The following is a 13,945-nucleotide window of genomic DNA, read 5'->3' as shown; positions in this document are numbered from 1 at the left end:
ATTGATATTATTTTGAGATAAACACTATTTGTTTAGATGCAACTATTCTAAAAAACTTGCAAATTATTTTAGTTTAATAACACTAAAAATAATTACAATTTAGCTGCTAATCTAGCACCTTGGTTAATAGCTCTTTTTGCATCTAATTCGCTAGCAAAATCTGCACCACCAATTACATGTACATTTTTACCTAAGTCTAATAATGGTTGATATAATTCTTTAAAAGGCACTTGACCTGCACAAATTACTACATTATCTACTTCTAGAATTTTGGCTTCTTCATTTTGAATATAATGCAAACCTTTATCATCAATTTTAGTATAAGAAACTTCACCAATAAATTGAACTTTTTTCTTTTTTAATGTAGACCTATGAATCCAACCTGTTGTTTTACCTAGGTTTCCACCAAACTTTCCTTTACTTCTTTTAAACATAAAGACTTCTCTAAGTGAAGCTTCAAATTCTGGCTTTACGTTTTCAATACCTGCTCTTGCTTCTAGCGATTTATCGATTCCCCATTCTTTTAGCCAAGCATCAATATTTTGTGAAGTAGCTTCACCTTCATGAGTTAAATATTCTGAAACATCAAAACCAATTCCTCCTGCTCCAATTACCGCAACACGTTTTCCTACTGGCTTTTTCAATTTTAAAACATCAATATAACTCAATACTTTCTGATGATTGATGCCTTCAATTTTTAATTCTCTTGGTTTAATTCCTGTAGCAATTACAACTTCATCAAAATCTGAATCTTTTAAATCATCAATAGAAACTCTAGTATTTAATTTAACAGCAACATTATATATTTGTATTTGTTTATTAAAGTAACGCAAAGTTTCATAAAACTCTTCTTTACCCGGAATTTGTTTCGCTATATTAAACTGACCTCCAATTTCTTTATCAGCATCAAACAGAGTAACAATATGTCCTCTTTCTGCTGAAATTGTTGCTGCTGCTAAACCTGCAGGACCTGCACCAATTACTGCAATCTTCTTTTTATTTTCTGTTGGATGATAATTTAATTCTGTTTCATGACAAGCTCTTGGATTTACCAAACAACTTGCTACTTTTTGCTGAAAAACATGATCTAAACATGCTTGATTACAACCAATACAAGTATTAATTTCATCATCTTTTTCTTGTTGTGCTTTATTTACCCATTTTGGATCTGCTAAAAATGGACGTGCCATAGAGATCATATCTGCATCTCCTTCTGATAATATTTTCTCAGCAGTTTCTGGCATATTGATTCTGTTAGAAGTTACTAAAGGAATTGAGAGTTCTTCTTTCATCTTTTTGGTAACCCAAGTAAAAGCTGCTCTTGGCACTGATGTTGCAATTGTTGGTATTCTAGCTTCGTGCCACCCAATACCTGTATTTATTATTGTTGCTCCAGCTTTTTCTATTTCTTTTCCAAGCTGAACAACTTCTTCCCAAGAAGAACCATTTTCTACCAAATCTAACATAGATAATCTGTAAATAATGATAAATTCTTTACCAACAGCTTCTCGTGTTTGTTTTACCAATTCAATTGGTAAACGCATTCTATTTTTATATTCTCCACCCCAAGAATCAGCTCTTTTATTGGTTCTTTTTGCAATAAATTGATTGATTAAATAACCTTCTGAACCCATAATTTCGATTCCATCATAACCTGCAACTTTAGACAGTTTTGCACAGTTTACAAAATCGCGAATTGTTCTTTTAATTCCTGATTCTTTTAACTTAAACGGTTTAAAAGGTGTTATTGGCGATTTAATTTTTGAAGGTGCAACATTAAATGGATGATAACCATAACGACCAGCATGTAAAATTTGCATACAAATCTTACCTCCTTCTTTATGAACTGCTTCTGTTATTTTTTGATGATGTTTTGCGTGTTTATTTGTAGACATTCTTGCAGAAAAAGGTGCAGTCCAACCTTGTACATTTGGTGAAATTCCTCCTGTAACAATTAACCCTACGCCACCTTTTGCTCTTTCTGCATAATAAGTAGCAATCTTATCTATTCCATTCTTTTCTTCTTCTAAACCTGTATGCATAGAACCCATTAAAATTCTATTTTTTAAAGTTGTAAATCCTAAATCTAACGGTTCAAAAATGTGCTTATATTTCATGTCTTTTGGAATTAAATTTATTATGCATGCATAATACTTTGCAAGATATGTTTATTTTTTGGAAAGAAAAAACCTCAAAGAAATGATTCTTTGAGGTCTAAATTATTTTATAAAAATGATTTCTACATAGGTACTTCTATTAGTAATAATTCTGAACTAGATGAAGTATTGATCGTAAAACTATCTGTTTCATAAACTCCTATAGCATCTCTAGAACTCATTTTTGTTTCACCAATAGTAAAGCTGCCAGAAATTGTCATTATGTAAACACCATGTTTCTTAGATTTTAATTTATATTTAAAACTTTGATTTTCCTCTAAATCTATTCTAGAGATTTGAGCATCTTGGTGTATTTTTAAACTATTTTCATCATCAGAATTAAACGAACTTACTAATATTTGTAATTTATTTCCCCTGTCACTAACATCAAATTCCTTTTGGTCATATCTTGGTTCTACACCATTTTTTTCTGGAATTACCCATAATTGGAACAAACTTAAATGTTCTGTTGCAGAACCATTTATTTCTGAATGATATACACCTGTTCCTGCAGACATTACTTGAACTTCTCCTGGTAAAACAGGAATCCAATCATTTGCCATATTATCTTTATGCTTTAAAACACCTTTTAACGGAATTGTAATAATTTCCATATTATCGTGAGGATGTGTTCCAAAACCCATGCTTGGAGCAATTAAATCATCATTTAAAACTCTTAACGCTCCAAAATGTGTTCTGTTTGGATCATAAAAATTAGCAAAACTAAATGAATGATTTGCCTGTAACCAACCATGATCTGCATGACCTCTTGAGGTTGCTGTATGAATTATTTTTTTCATAATTATCTTATTTTATCTAATAAATCACTCAATATAACTGCTTCATCATCAGACAAATTGTCTAAAAAAGAAATATTTTTATAATCATCGATTGTTGATAATAATTCTAAACCAGGTTTTGTGATTTTTACATATACTACTCTCCTATCATGATCACAACGCTCTCTTTCAATTAAATTTTTATCACATAATTTATCCATTAAACGTGTTGCATTTGGCGCTCTTTCAATCATTCTATCTTTAACAATTTGTACCTTAATTTTGTCTTTTGCTCCACGTAAAATTCGAAGTATATTATATTGTTGTGGAGAAATTCCATAAGGTTTAAAAAACTCAGTTTCTTTGCTACTTAACCAATTTGCAGTATATTTTATATTGATTAATGCCTTTACTTTATTACTAACAAACTTCGATTTTATGTCTTTAGAAATATCACCCATTTTTACTGATTTACTGCTTTCTCAAATAAATTTACTTGCACTTTCAAAGAAGCCAATAAATCTTCATTTATTATTTTACCTTCTTTAAAATTGTCATAAAAGTTAGGTAAAGAATACGTAATTAATTCTTTTGCTCCTTGTCTTGAAAATCTTTGTTCTCCAGCAGCTAAAACAAATTTACCTCCCATTCCTCCAGGAGAAGTTGCCATTAATAACAAAGGTTTATCTCTAAAAATTTTTCCTTCAATTCTTGAACTCCAATCAAAAATATTTTTAAAAGCGGCAGCGTAAGAACCATTATGCTCTGCTAATGATAGGATAAAACCATCATAATTATCTAACAAAGAAGTAAATTTCTTTACAGCTTCTGGAAAACCATTTTTTTCTTCATCTTCACTAAAAATTGGTAAAGTAAAATCTCTTAAATCAATTACATCAAAAGAAGTGTTTTCTAGATTTTCTGCAGCAAATATTGCTAATTTTTTATTAATAGAAGTAGAACTCGTACTTCCTGCAAATGCTAATACTTTTTTCATTTTAAATAATTTTTGATTCAATTAAAGTTTCTCCTTTTACCATTTTAGCAACAGGACATTTTCCTGCAATAACCAACAGCCTTTTCTTTTGATCTTCTGTAATTTCTTTTTCGAAAGAAATATCTTCTTCCAACCATTTTTTAATTCCTTCTGAAGTTTGCTCTTCCTTTTGAAAAACATTGACGGTTATTTTACCAACGTCCCAACCCTTTCTTTCTGCATACATTCTTAAAGTAATTGACACGCAACCACCTATTGCTGTAAGTAGGTATTCTACTGGAGTTGGACCATTATCATCACCTCCAGAAGCTACAGGTTCATCTATTGTTAAAAAATGATTTCTTGTTTTTGCTTCTGCTAAATAGTTTTTATTTGATAAAACTACCTCAGCGTTTTTAACTTTATCCATTTGTAATTTTTTTATTTGTTATATAAGATGTAATTAATAGAATCATTGCCAATATTGCTCCCATTTGTTCTCCATCACTAATCATTATATGTGCAAAAAAAGCAAATATAAAAGCGAAGAAAAAACCTGCATACGCCCATTCTTTTATTGTTTTATTAACAACAAACCATAAAGCAACCAAACCTAATATTTTTGCAATTGCATAAGGATAAATTATATAGGTTGGATATCCAAAATTGGAAAACATACTTGCTACTTCTGCATGATTGAAGAAGTACATTCCTGCAGAAAAAAGCATTAATAAAGTTAATAATCCTGTAGAAACGTAGTAAATAATTTTAGTTGTTTTCATCTTGAATGTTTTTAAATTCTAGACAAAGTTACAAAATAAAAATTTATTTACCAAGGAAAATAAATCCAAGGAAACATAAATCAATTCTTTTAAAAAAAGAGCTATGTATTTTTCTAAATTATTAAAACACATAGAAACATAAAAAACAAAGGCTTACTCTAATATTCTAAAAGTTAGCAAACGAGTTTAGCCCTGATTGAACGACTTGTTTGAGCTCTTTTGAGGAACGAAAAAAGCGAGTAGTGAAAGCAGGAAATAGCTACAAATCTTTCGACTGCGCTCAAGATGACATCCTGAAATAAAATTAGCACTGACTACTGATTATTTTTAATAGAATCTATTTGCTTCTGAAGTTTTTCTATTTCTTGACGTTTCTTTTCTTGCTTAGTTAACAGCTTTATAGAGTCTAAAATTTGTTGGTTTTTCTCTAAAACTGTATGCTCTTTTTCGAAATAAATATTTGACCCTTCACTTGTTCTCCAAGCTTCGTTTAATTGATTATACACCTCTTCATTCCAAGTACTTGGTTTTTTAGCGTTGATCCAAACTACATCTCTATATTCGCTATCTACCAAAGCCAAATCTGGTGTTGCAGAACCATCAAATTGTTCTGGATTGTTGGCACTTATTGTAGAAACAGTTCCTAAAAAGAACATACGTTTTCTACCCGCAATTTCTTTAATATATGGTCTAAATTCTACAGGTGTATTCGAGTTCCAATCGTATTCTTTTTTAGATTCTTTTACTTTTAAAGGCATTGCAGAAACACCAGCATAACCTTGTTTTTTTGATGCATGATCGTAATAATACAACTTATCTGTACCATCTGCAGGAATAAAAACGCTGTAACTTAAACTTGTTCTTTCGCTACCAACAGGCTCTAAACCAAACCAATGATATAAACCGCTAAAAGCGTCTGTTTTTGAATCTGAAAAATTAAAATCTGTAACATAAGGTTGTGCATTTTGATCTTTTGGAGCTTCTGGAATTTTTACAGCACTTTCCATATTCCAAGGTAATGGATCTGAAAAACCTGCTAAAAATTTTAAGCTTTCTGCTTGCAAACGTGAAACTCTTTCTGATAAGGTATTTTGCTTTGTTAAATAAGCATAGTTTTTCATTTCTGATGGAGAAATATAAGTTCCTTTACCAATGGTAATTCTTTCTAAATAATCTTTAATATCATGTTCTCCGTTTTCTATAACCATTACACCTCCAAAAGTTGGATAAGGAAAAAAGAAACCTTTCCATCTTATTAAACTTACCACCTCTACCCAAGCACCTTTATCATTTTTCATGTAATAGGTGTCACTTGGTTGGTAATTGAACAACATCCATGGATTTAAACGTTGTACAACTGCATTGTAGGTATTTCTACTAAATTTTAAAGATTCTCCAATAGAAAATGTAACTGGAATTCTATTTTCTGATGAAAAACGCGGAAATGGTGTTGTACTAGATACAGAAAAAACTTCTTCTGTATTGTCTTTAATTCCTTGCCAAACATATTTTTCTGTTGGCTGAATTGCCATTGTCCATTGATTTTTTCCATCAACCCTAACTAAATGAGGCAATGAAACATCTTTTGTTTCTCCTACAGATTCATTTGCCATTGAAAAAATATTTCTTAAAGGCTGAATTCTTTCGTTTTGAGTTAAAGGTAATTCGCTAATTTCTACTTTATTTAAATCGTTAAAAACATTATATGTTTTCATATAATCGTAGAAATTCATACTCCAACCTACATAATATAAAACCCCAAAAAAGAGCGATAAGAAAAATAAAATTCCGATTCTTTTACCAGTACTTGCAGATTTTCTAAAGTTTCTCAATCCTAAAAACAATAAAAAAGAGCACAATACTATGATGAAAATAAATTTTCTAATAAATAATAATGCTGGCTGATAATCGTCTCTTAAAAAGAACAATAATCCAATTAAAATTATACTAAATAGTATGACTCTTTTCTTTTGTTTTGATCCTTTATTCCAATAATTTTTTAACATAAATAAGCCCACCTTAATCCTCCCAAAGGGAGGAAACTTGCAGCGTGAGTAACTGTGTTTAATTTGTTTTTATCTTCTAACTGAAAACTGCTACTGTTTACTCTTTATTTCAAAAATCCTTTATCCTTTAATCTTTCTCTTGCACTTTTGGTTTCTGCTTTAGGTGCTTCTTTTGGAAGCTTTACATCTTCTGCATCTTTTGTTTGCAAATCTTCAATAAAATCTTTTCCTTTTTCTATAACTTCATCAAATTTTTCTTCAATAGCATCTGATTGTTCTTCTATAATTTCTGACGATTTAAATATAGCTCCTGCAATATAGGTTCCTATTAAAGTTCCAACAATCATAGATGCAAATAATGAAATTGTAGTGTAATTTATTGGAATTAAAAATTGAATAATTAAAATTCCAACTAGAAAAAAAGCAGCAATATAAACCAATCTTAAAATTAAGTTTTGCTTAAAAACAAACCCTTTTTTATCTGTTGGTTTCATTTGTAATTCTTCTGAATTCATTATTTTATTAAAAAATCTATAGATTTTATTTCCTTGAGATTCTCGCCAATAAATAACAACTCCAAATAAAATTGCTGCGATAAATATGATGATTTCTAATGTCATGATTTTAAAATGTTTGAAGTTCTCTATAAAATTAGTCTATTTTTTCTAAAAATTGTTACAAATTGTTTCAATTACCCAATCTTGAGTAGAATCTTCTAAATTTTTATACACTTCATAAAACTGCTCTTTATCGTACCAATATAAAAACAACACATCTTTTGGTGCAATATTCACTAACAAATGCCAAATTAAATCTTGATGATTTGCTCTTAAAGACGAATGTGGTTTATGCAATGAAAAATAAAATTCTTCATCAATTATATCTTTAATTTTTATGTCTTTATTAATTGTTTTTTTATCCATATAACGCTCAACACTCATTACTTTTTTACGAGAATTTATGTCGATTTTATTCAAATAACTTTTAAATAACATCTTGTCATTCAAAATCTCTTTTATTGGATGTTGTGTTTCTTTTAAAAATTCTGAAAAAATAAATTTCTTGATTCTTTCATATCTTTTAGTTGTTACTTCTTCTGATAAATTACACTCAATAATTACATGATCTTTTAATTGAGCTATTAATTCTGTTTGAGAAATATGAAACATCATTACATCAAAAGTAGTATCATTTATAGCTTCTTTGTATGCATTTTTATCTTCGAAAATTAAAATAGGCGAAATGAAGTTTCTTAACAGATATACTCCTCCGAAAGCTTTTGTAAAAAAAGAATCTGTTGTAAAAACAAGCTCTTCTAAATGTAGATTTCTTTCTCTTAAATCTCCGTATTTTTTTGCTGATTTTAAAAGTTGCTGATGAATATCTTCATCAATAAAGTTATTCTCATGATTGAAAATTTCAACCAACTTTAACTGCTCTTCTTTTGCCTTGTTTAAGTTATCTATTAAATGAAATCTAATTGTAATATCTTTATATCTTAAAATATCTAATGGCTCATAAAACGCATCAATTTTTTGATCAAAATCAACACAAATAGCAGAATCTCTTGTAATATCATTAATACTTTTTTCATGTTTTTTAAACACAACTTTCATCAATGCTGCATCAAAAGAATGAAACGGATTATACACTGGCAATCCTTTTTGTTTTGGAGTAATTATAATTGCATGTGTGTTTGCTTCACCATTATTTAGGTAAAAAGGTGCTCCTTTTTCTTCAGCAATTTCAGGACTCCAACCTACTCCATCAATCGTAAATTTTTTCAATTTGGTTTCTGAAAAACCAAGTTTTACTAAACATTTATTGTAGCGTTCTACCAATTTTCCGCTCACAGAAATTGATTCGCTTCTATATAAATTGGCTTTTATTAGTTTATCCATATTAACCTAATAATTGATTAATTTGTGCATATTGTAATAAAACAATCGTTCTTGTATCTATAATTTCTCCGTTTTCTAACATTTTTACAGCTTCTGTAAAAGGCATTTCTAAAACTTCAATATCTTCTGTTTCACTTTCTAAACCTCCTCCTTCACTCACTTTCATATCATCTGTATATTCCCCAACAAAAAAGTGCATTTTTTCCGTTAAAACTCCAGGGGAAGAATATCCTTCATATACTTTTTTAACAGATTTTAAACGAATACCAACCTCTTCTTCTGTTTCTCTTATAACACATTGTTCTGGATTATCTTCATCTAATAAACCAGCAGGAATTTCAATTAAAAACCCTTCTTTATTGTCGTGTAAAAAAGTAGGCAGTCTAAATTGTTTGATTAAAATCACCGTCTTTTTAGTTGTATTGTACAACAATATTCCTGCTCCATGGCCACGTTCGTATACTTCACGCATTTGGTTTACCCAACTTCCATCTGGCATTTGATAATCAAAATTAAACTTATGAAGCGCGTAATAATTATCCGACAATAAAGTCTTTTCTATATTTTTGATTCGATTATTACTCATTCTCAAAATTTCTTCTTGCTTCTAAATCAATATTCATTTGATTCACTTTTGCATCTACTTTTCGTTTAAAATCTGTATCTGCAATGGTTGCTACATTATCTAAATAACGTACAACTTCTTGCCTTCTTACTTCAGAAAAATTTAAACCTTTCATATTTGCTTTCATCAATTCTTGCAACATGTTAAACTTTGTTTCATATTTCTGTTTGAAATAAATTTCAGGATTAGAAAACCAATCTTCTTCTAAATCAAAATCTGTTAATCGCAATGAAATTGCAGATTGAATATTACGTACATCTCTAGACGAAAAGAATGGAAATATTTTCTGAATTTCTTTGTACAAAATCGCAAAAAACAAATGTTCATTCGATTTATGATTTCTTTCTGCTCTATCATATGCTTCTAAAACTCTTTCTTCGGATGGTTTTTCTATAGAACTTAAAATTTCTCCCATATTTTTTGTCAAACCTTGGTCTTTTAAAAACTCGTAATTTGATGGGTCTTGCATATTCACAAAATCTGGCATTGTTTTTTCAAACTTTTTCCACCAAATATAATCTTGATCTAAGAAGTCGTGTTCTGTTCTTGCTCCGTCAATTTTAAATCTACCTTGTACACGAGAAATAACAGCTTTGTCTAACATTTCTGGTAAATTGGTAAATAAACCTATTGAAGAATTTCCATAATTTACGGCATAAGCTCCTTCTGTATAACGTAAGAAAACACCAATTACTTCTTTAACTCCGGCAGAAACTCCTTGTGCAGTTCTTTCTTGTAAATTATTTTCTGCATCATCAATTGGTGCAAAAATTAATTTTGTTGGATCTTGCATCGGCTTCATCCATTCTACCATTTTTTCTGCAGATCCTCCTTGAAAAGTAGAAATCAACGTATCTGGCATTGGATGAAATAAAAACGGAATGTCTAAATTGTCTGAATGCTCTTTTAAACGAGTTGCAATTGCTGCAATTAACATCGATTTTCCTGTTCCTGGAATTCCATAACCCATAAAAACAGGCATAAAACCACCTAATTCTTGAAACGGATTTTTCTTTGCATCAAAATCGTAACTCAACATTCTTTCTGTTAATCTGCGTGCAAAATGTTTAGCATCTTTATTCCCTACAATTTGCTCAAATTGAATTTTATTAAACTCAACACTTTTTGCAGTTCCAGAAAAAACGTTTTCCCAACCAGAAACTGCAAATTCAGAATTTTCTAATTTATAGGTTCTATCTACAATGGTTTCTGTGTATTCTAAACTGCTTTTTCTAAGCTGAATTTCATCAATTAAGGCTTCATAAAAAACCACTGTAAAATCGATTACATCTTTGTCTGATTTTACAATTTCTGGATGTCCTAAATATTTATCAAAATAAAATAAAGAACATGCAATTCCTTTTAATGGTGATAAAAGAGAAACTTCAGGAATACCAGCAAATTTTTGTTTCATAACTGATAAATCATCTGAAGCATGGGGTTTTAAATCGTGTAAAATTTTATAAGCTGTTGCAAATAATTGAAACGCAGTTGCTGTTTGCATTTTACTTTCAAACTCACGTTTTCCTTGAGAATCTAATGCAGATTTTCGCTCATTTAATGATGATAATCCTGATGAATCGTAATAATTATCTTTAATCCAGATTCCTAAAGTAATTCCTTCTTGCACAGCATATAAAGTCTGATTTAAATACACAGGAATTGCAATTGAATCTGGTAATAAACGTTTTTTTAAGGCTAAAATAGTTTTTGAAACTGAAGTAATTTCTACATTAGATCCTGAATTTGCTCTTGACAAATACAATAAAATTGAATCGTCTTTTGCATCATTTTCTTTACTTTTTGCTCTATTACTTTGCTCCCATTGAACTGATTTTAAATAACCAGAAGCTTCATCGCGAAGCATATCTAGTTCATTCTGTTTTATTGGAAAAGTTGAGTTGTGTTCCATATTTTTTTAGTCTGCAGTTGGCAGTCTTCAGTAAACAGTTCACTCTGCTTTTATTACTCTGCCTGTTATTTTTTTTCTTTTAATTTTTTATTTCACAATCTTGCTGACTGTAAATTGCTGACTGAAAACTGTCAACTATTTACTGTCAACTTATATTTTATCAATTTTTAAATCTGACATTTCTATTGGGGATTTTGCTAACTTATGTAATGTTTCTGGCGCAACATTGTGCAACAACTGTATAATTCTATGTGGTGCAAAAACATACTTTTGTTTGATAACATCACTCCATTTTTGCATGGTTTGTTTCGAGAAAAAACCACCTTCTTTAAAAGTATCTCCAGAAAACACTTCATCAATTTTTAGTGATAAAGCATACGATTCTAAAGGAATTTCCTTACGCGCAATTCCTCCTAAAATAGCGTGTGTAATTTCGTTTTCATCTTTAGCAAACACATTATGAAAAGGACCTAAATCTATTCTCTTAATATGTTTTGGCTGAATGTTTTCTAATTTTCTATCAATAGAATATGCCATAGTATCTAAAGACATTTCTCTATCTGCACTTTCTTTTAATACTTGATATAACTTTTCTTTATCATCTGAAATACGTTTGCCATCATAATTAAAATACATGTAGCAAATATATGGTCTGTTTGTAGTTACATCATAAAAACTCCAACTTGTCATTAAATTTCCATGACCATTTTTTGGGGTTTCTATAATTTTACCTTGCACAAATCTGTTGAAAATATATTGCTGTTTTACAGATTGATAATAAACTATTGAAGAAGCTTGAAAAAGTTTATCTCTTTTTATAGGTTGTTTCTTTTTTAATAGGGTGTCTAAAAACTCCTCTTTTAAATTTTCTTTTCCTTTTAGTTTACCAACATATTCATTCTTCAATTCTAAATCGTTGTACAAAAACCTGAATTCTAAATAATTAGGAAAACCAGAATCTGTTAAATCGACTTTCATATTATCTTCTTCATCATACATATATTTAATACGCATTGCCTCAATAGAATATAATAGTAAGTCTGAATATTGCTTAAAAATAAGCAACTCTTGATGATTGCATAGTTGTTCTTGTTGTACACTTACAATCAATTCTTTTAGCACAAAATCTACCATTTTATGATAAAAAACGTATTGCTCTTTAGAATTTAAAATTGCTGAATCTAAAGGTGTTGTAATCATAGGATTTTAGTTTTCAGTATTCAGTAGCAGTTCACAGCAATCAACTGACTGCAAACTGCTACTGTAAACTGCTTACTTTTTAGGATAATAAATCGTCGTCTGAAGTATCTTTTTTTGGAGCTTCTGTTGGCTCACTATCATCTCCTTTTGGTGCATTTGCATCTGCCTTGTAATAATCTTCAAAAATCTCTTTCATGTCGATTCCATATCTATCTGCAAAATTCTTTTGAATATCGATATCTTTTTCACGAATTTCGTGTAAAGCCTCTGCATACGTACTGTAAACACCTTTCATTACTTTTTCGTGAACAGGAATATTGTCCATCATTTCTTGACGAGCTCTTGCACTTGCAGAATGCATAGATGCTAGAGTTTCTCCAATATGTTCATCAGTTTTTACACCTAAATGTTCTAAAATAGCGGCAAATTCTTGATCAGTTCTTGCTTTTAAAGCAACTACATAACCATCATAATATTTTAATCTTTCTTCTGTATCTGACTTTAATTTTGCTCTATGCGTTTGTAAATTAGAACGTAAAGAAGTTAATACTTTAATGGTTAAATTGTGTTTGTGTACAAAACTATCCTTACTTGCAGCTAAAGTTGTATAAGCGTTTTTAAGACCTTCTAACTCCTCTACTTTTTGCTCTATACCAGTCATTTTTCCAATTGCTTCTGAATAGGCTGTAGATTGTTTATCTGCAATTTCATCTAATTCTTGACGAGCTTGTTTTAACAAGGCATATTGCTCTTCTAATTGATCTTCTACTTCTTTCTTTTTTTCTAAAGCTTTTGTATGATTTTTAGAAGCTTCAACAATCGCATCTTTTAACTTCTCTTCTACTTCTTTAATTTCTACTTCTCTATTTTTAAGTCGCGTAACTGCTGCTTGAGATTTGTATGAAAGTTCACTCAACAAAGTTTGAATGTCTGCACTTTCTATACGTTCTTGAAACATTGCTTTTGCCTTATTATCTGCACCTGCTCTTACTTTTTCTGCTTCTTTAAATTCTATTTGCTCTCTTTTAATCTTAGATTTTCTTCCCCAAAGATTATTCCACCAAGTATCTGGTTTGTTTTCTGCATCTTCTAATTCTACTCTTGCTCTTTCTAATGCTTTTTGGGCATCATCAATAACTTTTTGTTCTGTAGGATTTAATGCAGAAAATTTCTCGAACATAATACCAACTTCGTCTTGATAATCTGTTAAATCTTTAATGGCATCTAAAAGTGTAGTTCTATCTTTTTCTGCCATGTGTACAACATCATCTAATGTTGCGTTTAAAATTTTCTGGCGAGATTCTGGATCATCTTCTTGCGCCAATTTAGATTTCATGGTATCAATAGCTTTCCCCCAGTTTACATCTACTTTTTCAGTTTTTTTGTTAGAACTAGTTTCTAGTAAGTCAAAATCATCAGACATAGTTATTTTGTGTTTTTTAAAAGTTGAACAATTTTTAGACAAGCAATTTCGTTAAAAATTTCGAAATAAAATAAAATTACTTCTAATTATATGTAGCAATTAAACCTTATTTGTTACAAGAAGTCTAATAAATTTAAAACTTTATCTATTTCTTGCAGATTTCTTGTTATTTTTAACAGCCAATT

General features: G+C 29.8%; 13 protein-coding genes. All 13 read right to left on the bottom strand.

Annotated features, from left to right (window positions below):
- Window positions 1-92: 92 nt before the first annotated feature.
- Window positions 93-2,117, bottom strand: coding sequence for an NADPH-dependent 2,4-dienoyl-CoA reductase (locus tag PHEL85_RS13370; RefSeq protein ID WP_036825835.1), 2,025 nt, complete (start codon window positions 2,115-2,117; stop codon window positions 93-95).
- Between the two features lie 122 nt (window positions 2,118-2,239).
- Entirely contained in the window at window positions 2,240-2,956 is a 717-nt protein-coding gene (locus tag PHEL85_RS13365; protein ID WP_036825832.1) for a pirin family protein, read from the bottom strand.
- A gap of 2 nt (window positions 2,957-2,958) precedes the next feature.
- Window positions 2,959-3,396 carry a MarR family winged helix-turn-helix transcriptional regulator gene (locus tag PHEL85_RS13360; protein WP_036825829.1) on the bottom strand — a complete coding sequence of 146 codons (438 nt, stop codon included), beginning with the start codon at window positions 3,394-3,396 and terminating at the stop codon, window positions 2,959-2,961.
- A gap of 2 nt (window positions 3,397-3,398) precedes the next feature.
- A complete protein-coding gene (locus tag PHEL85_RS13355; protein ID WP_036826388.1) occupies window positions 3,399-3,932 on the bottom strand; it encodes an NADPH-dependent FMN reductase in 534 nt (177 codons plus the stop codon).
- Between the two features lies 1 nt (window position 3,933).
- Window positions 3,934-4,341: an OsmC family protein gene (locus PHEL85_RS13350; protein ID WP_036825826.1), complete on the bottom strand. Its 408-nt coding sequence runs from the start codon at window positions 4,339-4,341 to the stop codon at window positions 3,934-3,936.
- Window positions 4,334-4,693, bottom strand: coding sequence for a DoxX family protein (locus PHEL85_RS13345; RefSeq protein ID WP_036825824.1), 360 nt, complete (start codon window positions 4,691-4,693; stop codon window positions 4,334-4,336). The genes PHEL85_RS13350 and PHEL85_RS13345 overlap by 8 nt, the downstream gene beginning before the upstream one ends.
- Before the next feature lie 314 nt (window positions 4,694-5,007).
- Complete coding sequence (locus PHEL85_RS13340; protein ID WP_036825822.1) at window positions 5,008-6,699, bottom strand: hypothetical protein; 1,692 nt, start codon at window positions 6,697-6,699, stop codon at window positions 5,008-5,010.
- A 104-nt stretch (window positions 6,700-6,803) separates the two neighbouring features.
- Entirely contained in the window at window positions 6,804-7,319 is a 516-nt protein-coding gene (locus tag PHEL85_RS13335) for a hypothetical protein (protein WP_036825819.1), read from the bottom strand.
- 45 nt (window positions 7,320-7,364) lie between these two features.
- A complete protein-coding gene (locus PHEL85_RS13330; RefSeq protein ID WP_036825817.1) occupies window positions 7,365-8,600 on the bottom strand; it encodes a DUF6638 family protein in 1,236 nt (411 codons plus the stop codon).
- 1 nt (window position 8,601) lies between these two features.
- Window positions 8,602-9,186: an NUDIX domain-containing protein gene (locus PHEL85_RS13325; RefSeq protein WP_036825813.1), complete on the bottom strand. Its 585-nt coding sequence runs from the start codon at window positions 9,184-9,186 to the stop codon at window positions 8,602-8,604.
- Window positions 9,179-11,137, bottom strand: coding sequence for an AAA family ATPase (locus PHEL85_RS13320; RefSeq protein ID WP_036825811.1), 1,959 nt, complete (start codon window positions 11,135-11,137; stop codon window positions 9,179-9,181). Before PHEL85_RS13320 ends, PHEL85_RS13325 begins: the two co-directional genes overlap by 8 nt.
- Before the next feature lie 150 nt (window positions 11,138-11,287).
- The gene (locus PHEL85_RS13315; RefSeq protein WP_036825809.1) at window positions 11,288-12,337 is read right to left on the bottom strand and encodes a hypothetical protein; all 1,050 of its coding nucleotides are present in this window, start codon (window positions 12,335-12,337) and stop codon (window positions 11,288-11,290) included.
- A 79-nt stretch (window positions 12,338-12,416) separates the two neighbouring features.
- Window positions 12,417-13,760 carry a coiled-coil domain-containing protein gene (locus PHEL85_RS13310; RefSeq protein ID WP_036825806.1) on the bottom strand — a complete coding sequence of 448 codons (1,344 nt, stop codon included), beginning with the start codon at window positions 13,758-13,760 and terminating at the stop codon, window positions 12,417-12,419.
- Window positions 13,761-13,945 lie beyond the last annotated feature (185 nt).

Origin of the sequence: Polaribacter sp. Hel1_85 (assembly GCF_000766795.1) — a bacterium.
Lineage (GTDB): Bacteria > Bacteroidota > Bacteroidia > Flavobacteriales > Flavobacteriaceae > Polaribacter.
Note: the sequence above shows the minus strand (reverse complement) of the source record. Positions and strands in the feature narration are given on the sequence as shown.

Excerpts from the sequence above, each read along its gene's own strand:
- PHEL85_RS13370 (WP_036825835.1), bottom strand. The coding sequence starts at position 2,117 with ATGAAATATAAGCACATTTTTGAACCGTTAGATTTAGGATTTACAACT.
- PHEL85_RS13365 (WP_036825832.1), bottom strand. The coding sequence starts at position 2,956 with ATGAAAAAAATAATTCATACAGCAACCTCAAGAGGTCATGCAGATCAT.
- PHEL85_RS13360 (WP_036825829.1), bottom strand. The coding sequence starts at position 3,396 with ATGGGTGATATTTCTAAAGACATAAAATCGAAGTTTGTTAGTAATAAA.
- PHEL85_RS13355 (WP_036826388.1), bottom strand. The coding sequence starts at position 3,932 with ATGAAAAAAGTATTAGCATTTGCAGGAAGTACGAGTTCTACTTCTATT.
- PHEL85_RS13350 (WP_036825826.1), bottom strand. The coding sequence starts at position 4,341 with ATGGATAAAGTTAAAAACGCTGAGGTAGTTTTATCAAATAAAAACTAT.
- PHEL85_RS13345 (WP_036825824.1), bottom strand. The coding sequence starts at position 4,693 with ATGAAAACAACTAAAATTATTTACTACGTTTCTACAGGATTATTAACT.
- PHEL85_RS13340 (WP_036825822.1), bottom strand. The coding sequence starts at position 6,699 with ATGTTAAAAAATTATTGGAATAAAGGATCAAAACAAAAGAAAAGAGTC.
- PHEL85_RS13335 (WP_036825819.1), bottom strand. The coding sequence starts at position 7,319 with ATGACATTAGAAATCATCATATTTATCGCAGCAATTTTATTTGGAGTT.
- PHEL85_RS13330 (WP_036825817.1), bottom strand. The coding sequence starts at position 8,600 with ATGGATAAACTAATAAAAGCCAATTTATATAGAAGCGAATCAATTTCT.
- PHEL85_RS13325 (WP_036825813.1), bottom strand. The coding sequence starts at position 9,186 with ATGAGTAATAATCGAATCAAAAATATAGAAAAGACTTTATTGTCGGAT.
- PHEL85_RS13320 (WP_036825811.1), bottom strand. The coding sequence starts at position 11,137 with ATGGAACACAACTCAACTTTTCCAATAAAACAGAATGAACTAGATATG.
- PHEL85_RS13315 (WP_036825809.1), bottom strand. The coding sequence starts at position 12,337 with ATGATTACAACACCTTTAGATTCAGCAATTTTAAATTCTAAAGAGCAA.
- PHEL85_RS13310 (WP_036825806.1), bottom strand. The coding sequence starts at position 13,760 with ATGTCTGATGATTTTGACTTACTAGAAACTAGTTCTAACAAAAAAACT.